Annotated in this window: 15 protein-coding genes; 13 read left to right on the forward strand and 2 right to left on the reverse strand. The window is 62.5% G+C overall.

Annotation, left to right across the window (positions count from 1 at the left end; translation table 11 throughout):
- Window positions 1-103: 103 nt before the first annotated feature.
- The 5 genes from AAG821_RS19595 (at window position 104) to AAG821_RS19615 (ending at window position 4,178) form a co-directional block, all read left to right on the forward strand.
- Window positions 104-547 carry a VOC family protein gene (locus tag AAG821_RS19595; RefSeq protein ID WP_341913944.1) on the forward strand — a complete coding sequence of 148 codons (444 nt, stop codon included), beginning with the start codon at window positions 104-106 and terminating at the stop codon, window positions 545-547.
- Window positions 548-612: 65 nt separating this feature from the next.
- Entirely contained in the window at window positions 613-1,248 is a 636-nt protein-coding gene (gene rsmG, locus AAG821_RS19600; RefSeq protein ID WP_341913943.1) for a 16S rRNA (guanine(527)-N(7))-methyltransferase RsmG, read from the forward strand.
- A 104-nt stretch (window positions 1,249-1,352) separates the two neighbouring features.
- Window positions 1,353-2,156: a ParA family protein gene (locus AAG821_RS19605; protein WP_341914022.1), complete on the forward strand. Its 804-nt coding sequence runs from the start codon at window positions 1,353-1,355 to the stop codon at window positions 2,154-2,156.
- Window positions 2,157-2,180: 24 nt separating this feature from the next.
- Window positions 2,181-3,110 (forward strand): ParB/RepB/Spo0J family partition protein, encoded by a 930-nt coding sequence (locus AAG821_RS19610; protein ID WP_341913941.1) that lies wholly within the window; start codon window positions 2,181-2,183, stop codon window positions 3,108-3,110.
- Window positions 3,111-3,128: 18 nt separating this feature from the next.
- On the forward strand, window positions 3,129-4,178 hold the full coding sequence (locus AAG821_RS19615) for a GGDEF domain-containing protein (RefSeq protein WP_341913939.1): 1,050 nt from the start codon (window positions 3,129-3,131) through the stop codon (window positions 4,176-4,178).
- Here AAG821_RS19615 and AAG821_RS19620 read toward each other — a convergent pair whose 3' ends face one another.
- The gene (locus AAG821_RS19620) at window positions 4,179-5,099 is read right to left on the reverse strand and encodes a hypothetical protein (RefSeq protein WP_341913937.1); all 921 of its coding nucleotides are present in this window, start codon (window positions 5,097-5,099) and stop codon (window positions 4,179-4,181) included.
- Window positions 5,100-5,208: 109 nt separating this feature from the next.
- Here AAG821_RS19620 and msrB point away from each other — a divergent pair, with 109 nt between their 5' ends.
- Window positions 5,209-5,613: a peptide-methionine (R)-S-oxide reductase MsrB gene (msrB, locus tag AAG821_RS19625; protein ID WP_341913935.1), complete on the forward strand. Its 405-nt coding sequence runs from the start codon at window positions 5,209-5,211 to the stop codon at window positions 5,611-5,613.
- Here the strand turns inward: msrB and AAG821_RS19630 are convergent.
- On the reverse strand, window positions 5,559-6,761 hold the full coding sequence (locus AAG821_RS19630; protein WP_341913933.1) for an alpha/beta hydrolase: 1,203 nt from the start codon (window positions 6,759-6,761) through the stop codon (window positions 5,559-5,561). The two genes, msrB and AAG821_RS19630, sit on opposite strands and share 55 nt — an antisense overlap.
- A gap of 502 nt (window positions 6,762-7,263) precedes the next feature.
- Here AAG821_RS19630 and AAG821_RS19635 point away from each other — a divergent pair.
- From AAG821_RS19635 to AAG821_RS19665, 7 genes are all read left to right on the forward strand, one after another.
- On the forward strand, window positions 7,264-8,559 hold the full coding sequence (locus tag AAG821_RS19635; RefSeq protein ID WP_341914020.1) for an ammonium transporter: 1,296 nt from the start codon (window positions 7,264-7,266) through the stop codon (window positions 8,557-8,559).
- 251 nt (window positions 8,560-8,810) lie between these two features.
- The gene (locus AAG821_RS19640; protein WP_341913931.1) at window positions 8,811-11,894 is read left to right on the forward strand and encodes a tandem-95 repeat protein; all 3,084 of its coding nucleotides are present in this window, start codon (window positions 8,811-8,813) and stop codon (window positions 11,892-11,894) included.
- Between the two features lie 277 nt (window positions 11,895-12,171).
- On the forward strand, window positions 12,172-13,665 hold the full coding sequence (locus tag AAG821_RS19645) for a circularly permuted type 2 ATP-grasp protein (RefSeq protein ID WP_341913929.1): 1,494 nt from the start codon (window positions 12,172-12,174) through the stop codon (window positions 13,663-13,665).
- Window positions 13,665-14,612 carry an alpha-E domain-containing protein gene (locus AAG821_RS19650; protein ID WP_341913927.1) on the forward strand — a complete coding sequence of 316 codons (948 nt, stop codon included), beginning with the start codon at window positions 13,665-13,667 and terminating at the stop codon, window positions 14,610-14,612. The genes AAG821_RS19645 and AAG821_RS19650 overlap by 1 nt, the downstream gene beginning before the upstream one ends.
- A gap of 56 nt (window positions 14,613-14,668) precedes the next feature.
- Window positions 14,669-14,854: a hypothetical protein gene (locus tag AAG821_RS19655; RefSeq protein WP_341913925.1), complete on the forward strand. Its 186-nt coding sequence runs from the start codon at window positions 14,669-14,671 to the stop codon at window positions 14,852-14,854.
- Window positions 14,855-14,937: 83 nt separating this feature from the next.
- Entirely contained in the window at window positions 14,938-15,675 is a 738-nt protein-coding gene (locus AAG821_RS19660) for a peptidase (protein WP_341913924.1), read from the forward strand.
- 100 nt (window positions 15,676-15,775) lie between these two features.
- Window positions 15,776-18,679: a patatin-like phospholipase family protein gene (locus AAG821_RS19665; RefSeq protein ID WP_341916398.1), complete on the forward strand. Its 2,904-nt coding sequence runs from the start codon at window positions 15,776-15,778 to the stop codon at window positions 18,677-18,679.
- The last annotated feature ends 1 nt before the right edge of the window (window position 18,680 follow it).

Genomic DNA, 18,680 nt, shown 5'->3' on the forward strand with positions numbered 1-18,680 from the left:
TATCTGAAAAGGGGGATGTTTCACGTGAAACATCCCCCTTTTTCATGCGTTGTTGGTATCGGCAGGTTAGAGTGGGGTGTCGTGAATAGAGAAGGTGTCCCGCATGGCTGGATTACCCCCTTCACCCCCGCCGGGCGCACATCCCGGCCTGATCGTGCCGGTGCTGCGTTATCGCGATGCCCGGGCGATGATCGACTGGCTCTGCCAGAGCTTCGGGTTCGAGATCCACGCCCTCTATGAGGACGAGGAGGGCCGTGTCGGCCATGCCGAGCTGACCTATGGCGACGAGCTGATCATGCTCAGTTCGGTGCTGGAAACGCCGTTTTCCAAGCATATGGTGCAGCCCGACGAGGTGGGCGGCCGTGAAACCATCAGCATTTACGTGGTGGTGCCCGATGCCGACCTGCACTACGCCCGCGCCAAGGCCGCCGGCGCCGCCATCCTGATCGACATCAAGGACGAGGATTACGGCGGCCGCGGCTTCACCTGCCGCGACCCCGAAGGCCATATCTGGTCGTTCGGCACCTACGATCCCTGGGGCGACTAGGCTTTTCGGCCGGGTTGCACGGGAAACACCTGACAAGCCGGGCGTCATGGGCGATAACCCGCGCCATGATGCCGCAAGAGTTCCAGGCCGCCACCCAGTGCAGCGACACCGCCATCGAGCGGTTGGACATCTATGCCGGGTTGATCACCAAATGGCAGAAGGCGATCAACCTGGTGGCGCCCAATACGCTGCCCGACCTGTGGCAGCGCCATTTCCTCGATTCCGCGCAGATTCTCGATCTTGCGCCGGCCGGCACCACGCGCTGGCTCGATCTCGGCTCCGGCGGCGGCTTTCCCGGCCTGGTGATCGCCGCGCTCGGCATGGCGACCGTGCATCTGGTGGAAAGCGACCAGCGCAAGTCGGCCTTCCTGCGCGAGGCCGCGCGCGCCATGGGGCTGAGCAGTGTTACCGTTCACGTGAAACGCATTGAAGCGCTTGATGCCGCGCAGCTTCATGCGGCGATGGGCGGTGCGCCCGATGTGATCTCGGCGCGGGCGCTGGCGCCGCTGAAAGACCTCATCGGCCTGGCACGCCCGCTGGCTGGCCCGGATACGGTTTACCTGTTTCCGAAGGGCCGGCAGGCCGAGGATGAATTGACCGAGGCCCGGCGATATTGGACACTTCCGACAGCAGAGATGCTGCCGAGCCGGACCGATCCGGCCGCCCGCATCCTGCTTCTCAGGGGATTGGAACCCAAGTGACCAGTACAGAACAAGAACATGGTTCGGACCAGGGGTCCGGCTGGGGCGACGACGACACGCTGGGTGCCGAACTGGCTGCCGCGGCAGCCGACGATGCCGGCCTGATACCGCAACCCGCTCGCCAGGGCCGGGTGCTGGCGATCGCCAACCAGAAGGGCGGCGTGGGCAAGACCACCACGGCGATCAATCTCGCCACGGCGCTGGCCGCTGTCGGCGAGCGCGTGCTGCTGATCGACTCTGACCCGCAGGGCAACGCCTCCACCGGCCTGGGGCTGACCCATGAGGAGCGCGACTTCGGCACGTATGAATTGCTGATGGGCGCCGCCGAGCTGCATGAGACGATCCGGCCGACCAAGGTGCCGAACCTTTCCATCGTGCCGGCCAATGTCGAGCTGGCCGGCGCGGAACTTGAGATGATGGATCTCGAGCACCGCACCCATCGCCTTAAAAACGCAATCGCGGGCCGGCTCGCCGAATTCGATCACATTCTGATCGACTGCCCGCCGTCGCTGACGCTGCTCACCGTCAATGCGATGGTGGCATCCGATGCCGTGCTGGTGCCGCTGCAATGCGAGTTCTTCGCACTCGAAGGCCTGTCGCAATTGCTGCGCACGGTCGAGCGCGTGCGCACCACCCTCAATCCCACGCTGGATGTGCAGGGCGTGGTGCTGACCATGTTCGACAAGCGCAACAACCTCTCCGACCAGGTGGCGGCCGATGTGCGCGGCTTCCTCGGCGAGAAGGTCTACGAGACCGTGATCCCGCGCAATGTGCGCATCTCCGAAGCGCCCAGCCATGGCGTGCCGGCACTGATCTACGATCACCGCGCGCCGGGCAGCACCGCCTATATGGCGCTGGCCCGCGAGGTGATCAAACGCGAGCAGGCCCTGCGCGACGCGGCGGAATGACTTTTTACAGTGAAAGCGTAGAGCATGATTGACGATCCCAAACGCCGCGGCCTCGGCCGTGGCCTTGCTGCCCTGATGGGCGAGCCGGCACCGGGCTCGGACGCCGCGGCGGCGCGCGGCGCGGCCGGCGGGGTGCGCGAAATCCCCATCGAGCAGCTCAAGCCCAATCCCTATCAGCCGCGCAAGCTGTTCAAGAAGGAAGCGCTGGAGGAACTGGCGCAGTCGATCAAGGCCAAGGGCGTGCTGCAGCCGCTGCTGGTGCGCCGCGCCAAGGACGGGCAGGGCTACGAGATCATCGCCGGCGAACGCCGCTGGCGTGCCTCGCAGATCGCCAAGATCCATGCCGTGCCGGTGGTGATCAAGGACATCACCGATCGCGATGCGGTCGAGATCGGCCTGATCGAAAACCTGCAGCGCGAGGATCTCAACCCGATGGAGGAGGCCGGGGCCTTCCTCCAGCTGGCCGATGAATTCAAATACAGCCAGGACCAGATCGCCCAGGTGATCGGCAAGAGCCGCAGCCATGTCGCCAATATTCTCCGGCTGCTGCAGCTGCCCAAGCCCGTCGTGCAGATGATCATCGAGGGCAAGCTGACCGCCGGCCAGGCCCGGCCGCTGATCGGCCATGCGCTGGCCGAGCAGCTGGCGCTGCGCATCGTCGAGGGTCAGCTGACCGTGCGGCAGGTGGAAAAGCTGGTCGCCGTCGGCCGCGAGGTCGGCACGCCGGCAGCAGCGAAAAAGGGCGGCCGGCCGCCGTCGGCGCCGAAACCGAAAACCGCGCCGGTCGGCAAGGATGCCGATACCCTGGCATTCGAGCGCGGCATCACCGCGGCGCTCGGGTTGCGGGCCGAGATCGAGGCCGAGCCGGGCAAGCCCGAAGCCGGTCGTCTGGTGCTGCATTACCAGACGCTCGAACAGCTCGACGAGCTGGCCAAGAAGCTCAGCCGGCGCTGACGCCCCGATGATGGCCCCATGACGCCAACCCCGCCGCGCCGGCCGTTTGCTTTTCTCGCCCGGCTGTTCGGCGGTGGCGATGCGCTGGCCGGTCATCGCGAACAGATTCTCTATCGCATCGCCGTGGTCAGTGCCGCGCTGCTGGCGCCCTTTGCCGCCAGCAACATGGTCACCGGGCGGATTCCGCTCGGGCTGGCCATCTTTGCCACCGTGATCGTGCTGGCGGTCGATGCGGTGGCGATCTATCGCGGGCGCAAGGCGCCGGTGCCGTTTGCCCTGCTGCTGGTGCCGGCCGCCGCTGCCGTCACCCTGCTGCTGATCGCCCAGCCCAGTTATGGCGTGCTGTGGACCTATCCGGTGGTGCTGTTCACCTATTTCGTGCTGGCGCGGCGCATTGCCGTGCCGGTCAGCCTCGCCCTGCTGGCCGGCACCACGGTGCTGGTGCAGATCCATGCCGGCAGCGGCATGGCGGTGCGCGCCTTCGTCGCGCTGCTGCTCACCATCGTGATCGTCAACATCATCCTCAGCGTGATCAACGACCTGCATGAGCGGCTGGTGGCGCAGACGCTGACCGATCCGCTGACCGGGGCGTTCAACCGCCGCCATATGGAAAGCTGTCTGGAGGATGTGATCGAGCGCCAGCGCCGCAGCCAGGCCTCTGCCGCCCTGCTGCTGATCGACATCGACCATTTCAAGCCGATCAACGACCGTTTCGGCCATGCCGCCGGCGACACCGTGCTGCGCACGGTGGTGGCGCTCATCGCCGACCGGGTGCGCCGGCTGGATCGCCTGTTCCGCATCGGCGGTGACGAATTCCTGCTGCTGCTGCCCGATACCGATGGCGCTGCGGCGCTGATCGTGGCCGAGGAGCTGCGCAATCTGATCGCCGGCACGTCGATGTCGGGTGCGGCGCGCGTGACGGTGAGTATCGGCATTGCCGTGCTGCAGCCGGGCCAGCAGATGGACGCCTGGATGCAGCAGGCCGATGCGGCGCTCTATGAGGCCAAGCAGCAGGGCCGCAATTGCGTGGCGAGTGGCGCGGCGCCGGCGCCGGTCGAGGCGGATTAGCTAGTCCGCGTCGGCCCAGCGCGCCACTTTCGGCGCCGGCTCACCCGGTTCCAGCGTGTAGCGCAGCGGGCGCTTCACATAGCGGCCGGCAATCGTTTCGTGGCTGACATGCAGGTATTCGACATCGACCAGGATGCCGATGGTGCCGTCGGCATTGCGCTCCTCGCGCACCAGGGTGATGTCCTTCAGCAGCAGGTTGTCGCGGCCAGATGGGTCGAGAAACGGGATGTACTCGACGTTATTGCCTTCGAAATGACTGCGGATGGCGCGCTCGGCGACATGCCAGTGCAGGTCAGACTGCGGCAGATGCACATCGGGCAGAGGCGTGTGCTGCATCGGCTCGGCGCCGTATTTCTTCAGCAGCGGATTGAGGTTCCAGGTCGATTTCGGCCAGGTCGGATTGAGATTGTAGATTGCGCCGCATTCCATGGTCGCATGGGCCACCGCGAGGCTTACGGCGCTCATGCTGGTCAGCATCAGATCGGTCTGCCATAGGCCGGTTGGCACGGAGGAGAAGTTTCTTGGCCGGGTGCCGGCTTTGCACGGCTCGGAGATCTGCGCCTCGACAAACCATTCACCGCCGGCATTCAGGTCGGCCCGCAGCGTGGCGGTCTGGACCGTGTATTTGCTGCGCTGGTCTGCTTCGCGCAGTGACAGGGTGATTTCCAGTTCCCCCGGCGGCACATCGCGGATGATGAGGGTTTCGTCGGCGAGTGTGCCAACGGTCTCTCCGTTCACCGCCACGACGGGGATCGGGGCGCGGGCATCGATCACGCTGTCGGTGCGGTACAAAACGAGGCGTGCCGTACCCTCGGGCCTGGATGGCATCTGCATGGCCTCGACCGCCATGCGCTCCTTGGTCGTTCTGCAGGCCACAAGGCCGGTCAGCAGCAAGGTGACGATCAGGACATTTCGAAACACGCATACCCCCGATTGTGCGGGTACTATGGCAAACCGGTTGCAGAAAAGACAAGGCCAGGCTCGCAAACCGCAGCGCATGCACTAGATTGGGTCCAAACGGAGGCCCAGCATGACCGAGACAAAATCCGCGCCCAGTTGCGGCGCCACCAAGCCGCTCTCCCCCGAAGCCGAACGCGTGCTGCGCGGCCACGGCACCGAGCGGCCGGGCACCAGTTCGCTCAACCGGGAAAAGCGCAAGGGCAAATACCTCTGCGCCGGCTGCGGCACCGAGGTGTTCACCTCCGACACCAAATACGAGAGCGGCAGCGGCTGGCCGAGCTTCTATGCCCCGGTGGCCGAGAATGTGAAGGCCACCATCGATACCAGCCACGGCATGCGCCGCGTGGAAGTGCATTGCGCCAGCTGCCAGGGCCATCTCGGCCATGTCTTCGAGGATGGTCCGGAGCCGACTGGCCTGCGCTACTGCATCAACGGCGTGGCCCTCGACTTCAAGCCGGTCGACGACAAGAGCTGATCGGCCAATTCCAATGGCGGGCCAGCCAGGTGTGAAGTGGCTGGCGCGTCGCGCTGGAAGACGAAGCTGCGGTCGCTGGCGCTGTCACCGGGCCGGGTAATGCGTGCCGCAAGTGTATTTCCCATGCGCCGCAGGTCGAGCAGGCCGAACTCGGCTTCGCCGCGCCAGCCATCGGCAGTGGCGACCAGTGGTAAGTCAAGGGTACCCTGCTCGGGCAGTGTCAGCGTCATCAGCGGCACGCCGAGATCGTCCGGCCCGATCTCCATGCTGAAGCCCCAATGCTTGCCGGGCTGGCCGCGCCAGCGGCCCTGATAGGGCCGCAGCTGCTGCATCGCTTGTGCGGATATGGCGGCGGTGGCGAAAGCCCGGTCGTCGCGCAGCCCGGTGCAATCGGGCGTTCGGCTGTCCGCTGCCGTGCTGTCGATCAGGCGACGGATGCAGGGACCGTAGCGCCGCGCGAAGCTCCAGCCCAGGCCCGCACTGTGGCCGACGATACCGGGCAGCTGCGGCCGGTCGATCACCAGATGCGGCGCAGCGGCGTGGTCCAGCTGCTGGCGCAGCCATGGCCCGCGTACCGCCGGCATTTCGGTTTCGTAGAAAATATCCTGCGGGAAATAGGCGGCGACCAGCGGCTGCGGCAATGCGCCGAGCTGTCGCCACATCGGCCGCATCGCGTGGTCGTTCAGCTCCCAGCCGAAACTGTCATGCGCCACCGTGGCCGGCGCGAGCGCGATCACGCCCGCCACCGGACGGCGCTGCGCCACATCGACAGCCGCATAGGCCCCCATCGAGAATCCCATCAGCACGATGCGGCGATAGCCCAGGGCCCGGGCCTTCTCCACGGCCTGCTCCACGGCGGCGGCGGCGCGAAAGCCGCTGTCGCTCTTCAGGCTGCGATACTGGCGGTACACATCCCAGCCGGCCTGCGCGAAATACCAGGCCAGCGGCGGCGCCTGCTCGATATAGGCATGGGCGCCATAACCGTGATTCCAGATTACGAGGCCGGCCGCCTGATCGGGGCCGCGCAGCGGCGGCGCCGGGAGGCCATAGAAGCTGGCCGGCGCGAAACCCGTACCGGCCCGCACCGCCGGGGGCAGCGTGAGCCAGGGCAACAGGCCGAGCAGGAGCAGGATCGCCAAGCGAAGCATGGCAACAGAACGCCGGCGCCCGCCGGGCGTCCCGCCGGCCCCGCTCTTGTCATACGGTGCGTTCAGCTTTGCCCGGCAGACCGGCAGGCCGGGGGCTGCCCGCGAAACAGGCTGTATCCGGCGCTCAAAAAAGCACCAAAAATAAGGCAATAGGCTAAATATTAGTCACGCTTGGCAGCGGTAAGTCCTAGAATAATCACGCTGTCCGGCTGATTCCGGCCTTCTGCGAGATTTGCCGCAGTGCAACCGGCTGGCACGGTTCTTGTAAACATTTAGGCCAGAGGTATGCGCCAGGGGTGGGCCTTTTCCGGAGTTCTCATTGGGGGGAACCGGGCGGGTCCGCCGGCAAGCCGGGAGCGATCCCAAGTGGGAGCGATCTTGGCCCCGGTCCGGAAACTGGCGTGACCTTCACTGACAGGAGGATTAAACCGTCATGCAACTCTCCACCGTCTCGACGGCCACTGTGGCCGATCAGCGACAGCTCGGCTGGCTCAGCTACGTCATGTTCGGCCTGGTGCTGGCTGCTCTCTTTGCCCTGATTCCCTCGCTCGGCTTCGCACAGGATGCTGAAGCGCCGAAGCTCGATACCGGCGACACCGCCTGGATGCTCACCTCGACCGCGCTGGTCCTGATGATGACCATCCCCGGCCTCGCCCTGTTCTACGGCGGCATGGTGCGCAAGCAGAATGTGCTCGCCATCATGATGCAGAGCTTCGCCATCACCTGCCTGGTCACCGTGCTCTGGATGATCGTCGGCTACAGCCTGGCCTTCTCGGAAGGCAACGCCATCATCGGCGGCTTCGGGAACCTGTTCCTGTCCGGCCTGGCCATCGACAGCGTGAACGCGCTGGCCAAGACCATCCCGGAAACGGTCTTCATGACCTTCCAGCTCACCTTCGCCATCATCACCCCGGCCCTGATCACCGGCGCCTTTGCCGATCGCATGAAGTTCTCGGCGATGCTGTGGTTCATCGGCCTGTGGCTGATCTTCGTCTACGCGCCGGTTGCCCACATGGTCTGGGGCGGTGGTCTGATGGGCGAAATGGGCGTGCTCGACTTCGCCGGCGGCACTGTTGTGCATATCAATGCCGGTGTGGCCGGCCTGGTCGCCTGCCTCGTGCTCGGCAAGCGCCAGGGCTACGGCAAGGTCAGCCATGCGCCGCATAACCTGACGCTGTCGATCATCGGCGCCGGTCTGCTCTGGGTCGGCTGGTTCGGCTTCAACGCCGGTTCGGCCGCGGGTGCCAACGTCAATGCCGGCATGGCCATGGCCGTCACCCAGATCGCCACGGCGGCCGCTGCGCTCGCCTGGATGTTCTCGGAGTGGCTGGCCCGCGGCAAGCCGAGCGTGCTCGGCATCGTCTCGGGTGCGGTGGCCGGTCTGGTTGCCATCACCCCGGCAGCCGGTTTCGTCGATCCGATGGGCGCGCTGATCATCGGCATCGTTGCCGGTATCATCTGCTTCGTTGCCGCCACCACGGTGAAGAATGCGCTCGGCTATGACGACAGCCTGGACGCCTTCGGCGTGCATGGTGTCGGCGGCATCGTCGGCGCGATCCTGACCGGCGTGTTCGCCAAGGCGGCGATTGCCGGCAAGGACGCCCCGCTCGGCCTGCTCGACGGCAATGGCGGTCAGGTTCTGACCCAGATCTACGGCGTGGTCATCACCATCGTGTTCACCGCGATCGTGACCCTGATCATCCTGAAGATCATCGATTGGACGATCGGTCTGCGCGTCGATGAGGCCACCGAGCGCGATGGTCTCGACCTGAACCTGCACGGCGAGACGGTGCAGTAACAGGGGTACGCGAAGGCACCCGGGCCGGCTTTCCCACCCGCCGGCCCGGGTTGCCCTGTTCAAAAGCCCGCAGTTTGTACTGCGGGCTTTTTTCTGTTTCGGGCCGCACTTCAAAGATGTGGAATTATCGCAGGACTATTCTTTAGAAGGATATAAATAACTCCAATATTTTCTTTTCCCTGTAATCGGATTTGAATAGGCTCGTAGTGCGCGAATCGATATGCCGACCCTAGAACAGGGAGACCCGCAGAATGTCCGGTCCGGCTCAAGACGACAGTGGCTTTACCACGGCAGAAGATACCGCCCTGCTGCTGACCCCCAGTCAGCTGCTGGCCAATGATCCGGCCGGCACCAGCATCCTGGAAATCGGCAATGCCGTTGGCGGCACAGTCGGATACGACATCAACGGCAACATCGTTTTCACACCCGACGCCAATTACAGCGGCGCAGCCTCATTTGAATATTATGCGCTGGACGACCTGGGCGAGGTGTCGGTTGCCACGGTCAACCTGAGCGTCACCGCGTTGAATGACGCGCCCCAGGGCTTCGATATCACCGTAGGCGCCACCGAAGACATTTCATACAGCTTCGCGGCCGGGCTCTTTGCATCGACGGATGTGGACGGTGACACGCTGGCCGCGGTTCGCATCGACAGTCTGCCGAGCGGCGCCAAGGGCACGCTCACCTTGAACGGCGTCGCGGTGACGGCGGGACAGGTGATCGCGGTGGCCGATCTGTCGACCCTCGCCTTCAATCCGACCGCCAATGCCAACGGCGCGGCCAGCTTCACGTTTTCCGTCGGCGACGGTCAGGCTTTCGATCCCGCCCCCAATACGATGACCATCAATATCGCGGCGGTGAACGACAAGCCGGTCGCGGGCAATGACAGCTTCACCTTCGCCGAGGATGCGCCGCTGCAGCTGACCGCGTCGCAGCTGCTGGCCAACGACAGCGATATCGAGGGGAATACGCTTTCGATCTTGGCGGTTTCCAATGCAACGAATGGCACGGTCGCCAAGAATGCCCAAGGCGTCGTCACCTTTACACCGACCGCCAACTACAACGGCCCGGCCTCGTTCAAATACGTGGCCTCGGATGGCCAGGGCGGCCTGACCACCGGCACGGTCAACCTCACCGTCACGCCGGTGAACGATGCGCCGGTGGCGGTGAACGATGGCGCGCTGACCACGTCGGAAGACACCGCGCTGACGATTTCCACCTCTGCGCTGCTGGCCAACGACACCGATGTGGATGGCGACACGCTCAGCATTCAGTCGGTGCAGGGCGCCGTCGGTGGCACGGTGTCTATCAACCAGGCAGGTCAGGTTATCTTCACGCCGACCAGCAGCTACACCGGCGCCGCCAGTTTCTCCTATACGGTGTCGGATGGCCATGGCGGTACCGGAACAGCCACAGTCAATGTGACGGTCCTACCCGACAGCCTGTTCTTAGGAGCGATATCGGTTCGGGCCGTCAGCAACGCCCAGCCAGTCCTGAATTTGCAGACCGGCGATTTCAATGACGACAATGTAACCGATCTGGCGATGGGGGTCAGTGCAACGGGCGTTGCGCTGGAACAGGGTATCATTCTCGGTGTTGCTGAATCGCTGACGACGCAACTGGCGGGCGGAAGCTTCGCTGGAGCATCATCCAGCAGCACAGATGTTTTCAAATTCGCTGCGAATTCTTATCTGCCCGCTTTTTCCTTCAGCGATATTGATCAAGATGGCGATACCGACCTTGTACGAGGCGACGGTTTTCAATGGTCTCCATCGGGCGGCACCGTAAACCAACCCGTCCAGATCGGTATCATGCAGGGCGGAGCATTGGCGGATAATACTGCAGATTCTACACTTCTGCCGGCGCAGGGCTTCTATACAACTGGCATTGTGGCGGCAGATTTTAACGGCGATGGAAAACTGGATCTGTTTGTAAGCAGTGCGTTATCTACGCATGGAGGGGGAGCATCGATCTCAGCGACCACGCCTTCGTTGGCAGGCTGGATCAGTAATGACGGCACCTTATCGTCATCGCCGAACTTCACGGCCTACAATAATGTAACGCCAGTCGGTAGTTCCGCCTTGGAATCTCACAGCCAGATAATGGGGAGCGTCGATATAAACGGCGACGGCTATGCCGATATTGTCACCAGCGTCGGTGCCGCCAATGACGGCCAGCAGACTTATGGTCCAGTCAAGATCACACTAGGTAATTCTAGTGGTGTTTTCGCACAAAACATGTCGAGTAATACTGGTGGCCTGATTCTGGATAATTTCGATTTCCCCTCTGGTGACAGAACCTTCCGCTTCATGGCGAGCGGAGGTGATGTCAATGGCGATGGGCTGGCCGATATGGCCGGCTGGGTCGGCGGTACGATCGGATCTGGCGCGACTGGCGCCTTTGTGCTGTTTGGCAATCAGGGCTATGTGGCCGACGGCAATATTGATATCAGCGCCCTGAACGGCCTGAGCGGCATCAAGCTAACCGGCGTATCGACCGGTATCAGCAGTATCGCGATGGACGACTTGAACGGCGACGGTTTCAGCGACATCGTGGTCGGCAGCCGCACGGCCAATTCCGGCGACGGCAAGCTCTGGGTCGTCTGGGGTCGGGATGGCGGTTATGCTGGCACCATTGATCTGTCACTGACGCCGGCAGGTCAATTCATCACTATGGATGGCACTAGCGGCCAGGGCATCGGATCGGCCTTATCGATTGCCGATATGAATAGCGATGGCCGCAATGACCTGCTGGTGGGCTCCCTAAGCGGCACGGTTGATGTGGTCAGTGGCACCACGTTCACTCCCTACCGTGACCAACTCGCTGGCAACGACATGATCACTGGCACCAGTGGCGCCGACGCGCTGTTTGGCCGCACCGGCAATGACAGCCTGACCGGCGCCGGCGGCAACGACACACTGATCGGCGGCAGCGGCAGCGACCTGTACCAGATCGGCCGCGCTGACGGCATCGACACCATCGTGCAGGCCGGCATCACCGATGCCGCCGCCAGCACCGACACGGTGCAGTTCAGCAGCGGCGTGGCCTTCGACCAGCTGTGGTTCAGCCAGGTCGGCGATGACCTGCGGATCGACGTGATCGGCGAAACCGCCAGCAGCGTGCTGCTGGCGGACTGGTATTCCGATACCAGCCGGCGGGTCGATGTCATCGGCACCGTTGATGGCGGCTACGCGCTGTCGGCGGCCAATGTGGAAAACCTGGTCACGGCCATGGCCGGCTTCAGCGCACCCACCGCCGGCCAGATGACCCTGGCGGCGGCCGGCCTGAATGACGATCTGGCCGGCGTCCTGGCGGCCAACTGGCAGGCGGCCTGACTTCGGGCGGGGAACTGCCCAAAATTACATCATTTGAAAGCCGAGCAGCCGGCGGACCCTGTCCGCCGGCTGCTTTGCCATGGATTCCGGCTGGCAAATTCGCTTGCATGAAAGTTGCATCGTCTCCCAGGCTCATACCGACAGGCCGTCTCTGAAGCATGTTGCAGTCTTTTTCTGTCTCGGACGTTCCATTCTTTGCTCAGACCCGACGGCTTGCGATTGCGCTCCGATGGCGCTCCCCGCCATTATCGATCCGCAAGGGGGAGGTTCGACCGGCATGACCGCATTCGACGAGATGGACCTCGGCCCTGCCGCGATACAGACCCAGGCTGGTCAGTCGCAATCGCAGGCGGCCAGCAGTGTCCGCGCCCCCTACCGCGACTACAAACGCTGGCTCGATGCAGCACCCAGCGACATGCTGGATCGCCGCCGCCAGGAAGCCGATTTGCTGTTCCGCCGGCTCGGCATTACCTTTGCCGTCTATGGCGAGGGCGGCGATACCGAACGCCTGATCCCGTTCGACATCGTGCCCCGCATCATTTCGGCCAAGGAATGGAAGCGGCTGCGGCGTGGCCTGAAGCAGCGCGTCAAGGCGCTGAATGCGTTTCTGGATGACATTTACCACAAGCGCGAAATCCTGCGCGCCGGCACGATTCCTGAAGATCTGATCCTCAGGAATGCGGCCTATGTGAATCACATGCGCGATGTCACCATCGCGCGGCAGACCTACACCCATATCGCCGGCATCGACCTGGTGCGCACGGCGGAAAACGAATTCTACGTGCTGGAAGACAACTGCCGCACGCCATCGGGCGTCTCCTACATGCTGGAGAACCGCGAAGCGATGATGCGGCTGTTCCCCGATCTGTTTGCGCAGGTGCGCGTCGCGCCGGTCGGCCATTATCCCGATGCCCTGCTGCAGACGCTGCGCGACAGCGCGCCGCCGCATTGCGAGTCCGAACCGACCGTCGCGCTGCTGACGCCCGGCGTCTACAACTCGGCCTATTTCGAGCATGTCTTCCTGGCCGAGCAGATGGGTATCGAGCTGGTCGAGGGCGGCGATCTCACGGTGAAGGACGACATCGTCTACATGCGCACCGTCGGCGGCCTGAAGCGCGTCGATGTGCTGTACCGCCGGCTCGATGACGACTTCCTCGATCCGAAAGTTTTCCGCAAGGATTCGATGATCGGCATTCCCGGCATCTTCGCGGCCTACAAGGCCGGCAACATCACGCTGGCCAATGCGGTCGGCACCGGCGTTGCCGACGACAAGTCGATCTATCCGTATGTGCCCGACATGGTGCGCTTCTATCTCGGCGAGGAGCCCCTGCTCGCCAATGTGCCCACCTATGTGCTGCGCCGGCCGGACGATCTGAAATACACGCTGGAGCATCTGGCCGAGCTGGTGGTCAAGGAAGTGCACGGTTCCGGCGGCTACGGCATGCTGGTCGGGCCGAAGTCCTCGAAAGCCGAGATCGAGACCTTCCGCGCCAAGATCGTGGCGAAGCCGGAAGCCTATATCGCGCAGCCTACGCTGGCACTCAGCACCTGCCCGACCTTTGTGGAATCCGGCATCGCGCCGCGCCATGTCGACCTGCGGCCCTTTGTGCTCAGCGGCGAGACCATGCGTGTGGTGCCTGGCGGACTGACCCGCGTGGCCTTGCGCGAGGGCTCGCTGGTGGTGAATTCCAGCCAGGGCGGCGGCACCAAGGATACCTGGGTGCTGGAGGAAGATGCCGCCGACGACATCAAAGCCGGCGAGGATGACTGATGCTCAGCCGCGCCGCCGATAACCTTTACTGGCTCAACCGCTATGTCGAGCGCGCCGAAGCGATGTCGCGCATCCTCGGCGTGGCGCATCGCATGAGCATGCAGTCCACCCATGGCGGCACCCGCAACGACGAATGGGAAGCGGCCCTCATCATCGCCGGCTGCGACAAGTCCTTTGCCCTGCATGGCGGTCCGCCGACCCGGCGCGCGGTGATCGACTTCCTCGCCTTCGCGCCCGACAATCCCTCCTCCATCCATGCCTGCCTCAAGGCAGGCCGCGAGAATGCGCGCGCCATGCGGGCGCAGATCACGTCAGAGGCCTGGGAAAGCATCAATGCCGCCTGGCTGGAGATGCGCACCTTCTCCATGGCCAAGGTGGAGGCCGATGGCTTCTCCAGCTTCTTCGACTGGGTGCGCGAGCGCAGCCAGCTGTTCCGCGGCGTTGCCGAGGGCACCATGCAGCGCGACGATGCCTACCGCTTCATGCGGCTCGGCACGCTGCTGGAACGCGCCGATTCCACCGCGCGCATCCTCGATGTGAAATACCACGTGCTGCTGCCCTCGCCCGGCGATATCGGCGGTGCGGTTGATTACTACCAGTGGGGCGCGCTGCTGCGCTCGGTCTCGGCCTTCCGCATCTATCGCCAGATCTACCGCGACAGCATCCGGCCGCTGAAGGTGGCCGAGCTGCTGGTGCTGCGCGAGGACTTCCCACGCAGCCTGCATGCCTGTTTCGCCGAGATCGTGTCGATCCTGCAATACCTGCGGGAGAGCTACCGCCGCGACTATCCGTCCGTGCGGCTGGCCGAAAGCATGCTGCTGAAGCTGCGCTACGACGACATCGATTCGATCTTCACCCGCGGCCTGCATGAATACCTGACCAACCTGATCGACACCAATATCGAGCTGGGCGCGGCGATTGCCCGCGATTTCATGCAGCCAAACTGAAGACACGCCAGAACTGAAACGGTTCTGAAGCGTTAGGATGGCAGGAGACTGCCATCATGCTCGACTTCCTCAGGCGTTTCGCCATCGCCGCCATCATTGTCTGCGGCCTCAGCTTCGCCGGCTGGGTGCAGCATCTCTACACCTGCTTCACCCAGAGTGAATGGGGCTTCCTGATCGCCGGGGCGATCTTCTTCCCCATCGGCGTGATCCATGGCTGGGGCATCTGGCTGGGGGTCTGGTAAGCATTACCGGCTCTATACCTTGACCCGGACATGCACGGCTTGCTTTGATGCGGGCGGATTAAAGTCTGGGGACGGGTTCAATCATGACCTACTGCGTCGGCCTTCTGCTGAATGACGGCATCGTCATGCTGTCCGACAGCCGTACCAATGCCGGCGTGGATTCGATCTCCACCTTCGGCAAGATGTATGTCTGGGAGACGCCGGGCGAGCGTGCCATCGTGCTCACCACGGCCGGCAACCTGTCGCTCAGCCAGACGGTGGTGACCCTGCTGAAAGAGGGTTTCACAGACGAACAGGGCAAGACCTGCGACCTCAATCAGGCCGCCAGCATGTTCGAGGCCGCCAGCATGGTCGGCGCCGCGATCCGCGAGGTGGCACGCCGCGATGGCGAGGGGCTGAAGCAGCAGGGCGTTGAACCCAATCTCTCCATGCTGCTCGGCGGCCAGATCGGCGCCAAGCCGCATGAGCTTTACATGCTGTATTACGCGGGCAATTTCATCCGCGCCACGGTCGACACGCCCTTCCTGCAGATCGGCGAGATCAAGTATGGCAAGCCGATCCTGGATCGCGTGATCACCCCGGAAACCCCGCTGGTGCAGGCGGCCAAATGCGCACTGGTCTCGATGGACAGCACGCTGCGCTCGAATATTTCGGTCGGCCTGCCGCTCGACCTGGCGATCCTGCCCAGGGGCGATCTGAAATTCGCCCTGCGCAAGCGCATCACCGAGCAGGAACCCTATTTCGCCAGTATCCGCGGGCTCTGGGGCGAAGGCCTGCGCAAGGTCTTCCTCACCATTCCCGATCCCGACTGGGGCGTTTGAGGAGGGGGCTTCCCGCCTACCCCGCATACATACTTAAAATTGTACCATTCGCCGCCGCCTATACTAAAGTGGTGCGGGGTCGGTCGAGTGGGGGGCAGCAATGGCGACGTCGGAGGGCGGCGGCGAAGATCGTTCCAAGGCAGCGTCCGCGGAAAACAGTTACACGGTGGAATTCAGCGAGGTCTTCCGGCAGGAGATCGATCATATCTGCCGTCGCCACAAGATCCGACGGATGACGATCTGGCGCAATGAGGACTTAGGCTCGCGTCAGTCGGTGGCTGAGATCGAGCGGGAGGACAAGCCGCGCGAGCAGGAGCCGCGCCTGCTGCGTCCGATATACAGTGAATTCGTCACATCCGAAGATGCGGAAGACAATTTCAAGAGCACGGACCCGCAGCAACGGGAGAAGGATCTCAGCGGCCTTGCGCTGTCCGGCGGTGGTATCCGGTCCGCAGCCTTTGCCGCCGGTGTGCTGGAGAGTCTTGCCTATAAAGGCAAGCTGGACCGCTTTGATTATCTCTCCACAGTCTCTGGTGGCGGCTATGTCGGCACCGCGCTGACCTGGGCGATCACGCAGAATCCGGATGTTTCTGCCAATGCCTTCCCCAAGTACACAGTGCCGCAGGATGGGCGCGGGTCCGGCAAGAAGCCAAGCGGAAAATCCTTCCTCCTCAGTCTGCTGGAACATATTCGGCAGCGTGCAAACTACCTCGCGCCCAACAATGACATTACGCTGATGTCTGGGCTACTCAACACACTGCGCATGTCAGCGGCATCGTTTTCGATCTACTTCGTATTCGCACTTTTGCTGATGACTCTGCTTTTTCTACCGATTTACCGGTTTTCCCATAGTTGCAACGAGTGGGTGATCGCGGTGCTCGACCAGATTCCCTGGGGGGGCACACTCCTGGTCTGGGGGGAGTTGTTTGCAGAAAAGGAACTGGCGCAGTTCTCGCTGCTGGCGGTGAATGCCGTTGCAGTGACCTATCTGTTCAGCTTTGTGGTGTACCTTATTATCTATGCCGTTAGGCCAAGCTTTGAAGGCAGCCATGCCAGCCGCCTCCGAGCGCTGGGAGCTTTCACTACCTGGTCGACTTGGGCGCTGGTCCTGTTCGTTTTCTCGCTGATGCCGCTGATTCACAGCGCAGCTCGGGATGCTGCCAGCAATCCATATCTCTATCTCGGTTCCGCGCTTTCGTTGACGGGCAGTGGCGGCAGCTTCTTAATATCGCACCTGCAGAAGCTTGGCGAAAGAATGCGCGCGCTGATGCTGCGGCTCGCTGCATTTTTCCTATCTGTAGCCCTTCTGATGGCGGTCTTTGCCGTCGCTTACACGATCGTGATCAATATCGATGGCAGCCGATTCGTGCAGTCGATACCCGACACGGCGGTTGGCATTTCTGTAAATATTGTTATCGGCAGCTTCGCGATACTGCTTATTCTCAAAATTCTGAAGCATATCTCGGGCCATAAGAATGAAACCGAGGCGCGGTCCCCCATTATATTATGGCTTGCTTTTATTGCCGGCGGCGCAATCGGCGGTTTGATTGCGTCTAATATTGAGAAGAGCCGCTTCGAGCAGTTAGTGACACATGTTTTAAGCTACATTCATATCAGCACTGTGTTTGTCTGCGTCGGAATCATACTCATGGGGCTGATTGCGTCGAAATGGATGAAGTATAGAGCCGACATCGGCGATGAATTCCTGTTGGATGTAGCGGCGCTGTTTGCCTTTGTCGGTGGTGTGTCCAGTATTTTCACGATAACCCTGCTCTTCGAGATTGCGTTACCTGCAGAACAGATATGGCTTGGAGAACGTCGACTGTTAGCTATCTTTGTTTTGGCTGGGGCAATTTTTCAGCTGCTCAATCCGAACAACATCTCGCCGCACCGCTTCTATCGCGACCGGCTGATGGAAACCTTCATGCCGAGTTACCGTACCTACGGTTTCAGAGAATCCGATGAGTCCAAGCTCAGCGATATCTTCGGGGCGTCCGATCCGCAGGCGACCACGGTCTATCGCGGCGCCTATCACATCACCAACACGAATGTGATTTTGGTACGGTCGCGGGACCAGAAATTCTACCAGCGCGGCGGCGACAGTTTCATACTGTCGCCGCTCTATTGTGGCTCGCAGGCAACCGGCTGGCTCAGAACCAAGGACCACAATGTCAGCCGTTTTAGGCAGGTACCCGACCTGACTATGGCGACCGCGATGGCGATATCGGGAGCTGCTGCAAACCCGAACACTGCCGGTGGCGAGGATGCAATCACGCGGCGCTGGGCGGTTAGTTTCCTAATGACACTATTCAATATCCGCCTCGGTTACTGGCAGCCCAATCCGCGGCAGGCAGCCAAGACCGGCCCAGCCAAGACACGGCCGCCGAATTTTCTCACACCGGGCGTGGGATCGCTCATCAGCAACTATTTCTCCGAAGATAAACGCTATATCGAACTGAGCGACGGTGGCCATTTCGACAATACTGGCCTCTATGAACTGCTGCGCCGCAAAGTGAAATATATCGTGCTTTCGGATGCGTCATGCGATCCGAATTACTCACTGGATGATCTCGGGCGGGCGCTGATGCTGGCCTATACTGAATTCGGCATTGAGGTCGAGTTCGACGGCCTGTCACCGAAATCCAGCACTGCGATATGGAAACGCTTGGACGCGGTGCGCGAGCCACCAATGTCCTATCGCGGCAAAGGATACCCGCTGATCACCGATGGCACGCGTGCGAAGCTGCTGCAGGAAGGCTTCATCACTGCGAAAATCTTCTATCCACCGCCGGCCGCAGGGCAAGCGGGCGAGCGTGGCACGCTGCTCTATATCAAGCCGGCTCTGGTCAGCGATGCGCCGGCCGACTTGCTCGCCTACGCGCTGGCCAACCCGGATTTCCCGCACCAGAGTACATCAGACCAGTTCTTCACGGAGCGGCGGTTCGAAAGCTACCACCGGCTTGGCGCTTTTATTGGCGACAAGGCTGCGGCGGTGATCTTCTGAC

The sequence above is a fragment of the Ferrovibrio terrae genome (genome assembly GCF_943372915.1).
GTDB classification, from domain to species: domain Bacteria; phylum Pseudomonadota; class Alphaproteobacteria; order Ferrovibrionales; family Ferrovibrionaceae; genus Ferrovibrio; species Ferrovibrio terrae_A.